This is a genomic window from Verminephrobacter aporrectodeae subsp. tuberculatae At4, from assembly GCF_000193225.1.
GTDB classification, from domain to species: Bacteria; Pseudomonadota; Gammaproteobacteria; order Burkholderiales; family Burkholderiaceae_C; genus Acidovorax; species Acidovorax aporrectodeae.
On record NZ_AFAL01000922.1, the window covers coordinates 1 to 469 of the forward strand.

Sequence of the window (469 nt, forward strand, 5' to 3'; positions counted from 1 at the left end):
CCCGGCTGCCCGACGGCATGCTGCCCTGCAACCAGGACGGCGAGGTGCAGCGCTTCGAGCTGCTGCCGAGCACCCTGCGCGCGTGGCTCGTGCAGGGGCTGTTCACGCTGGAAGCCAGCCTGGTGATCGCGGGGTTTCTCGGGCTGTGAGCGTGGCGCGCGGGGTCAGCGCCCGCGCCGTACCCGCAGCAACTCGTCCAGGATGAGGCAGGCAACGCCCAGGGTGATCGCTGCATCGGCGAGGTTGAACGATGGGAAATACCAGCCTGCATGGTGGAACTGCAGGAAATCGACCACGTGGCCGTGCCGCAGCCGGTCGAGCACGTTCCCGATGGCGCCGCCGAGGATGCCCGACAGCGCAAAGCAAAACAGCTTTTGCCCGGGGTGCGCGCGCAGCTGCCAGACGATGAAGACCGTGGCCACCAGGCCGACGCCGGTGAACAGCCAGCGCGGCCAGTCGCCGGCGTTCG

General features: G+C 69.1%; 1 protein-coding gene. It reads right to left on the bottom strand.

The features are described from left to right. Positions 1 to 164: 164 nt before the first annotated feature. A partial coding sequence (lspA, locus tag VTU_RS0122280; protein ID WP_010109385.1) for a signal peptidase II occupies positions 165 to 469 on the bottom strand: 305 nt, incomplete at its 5' end.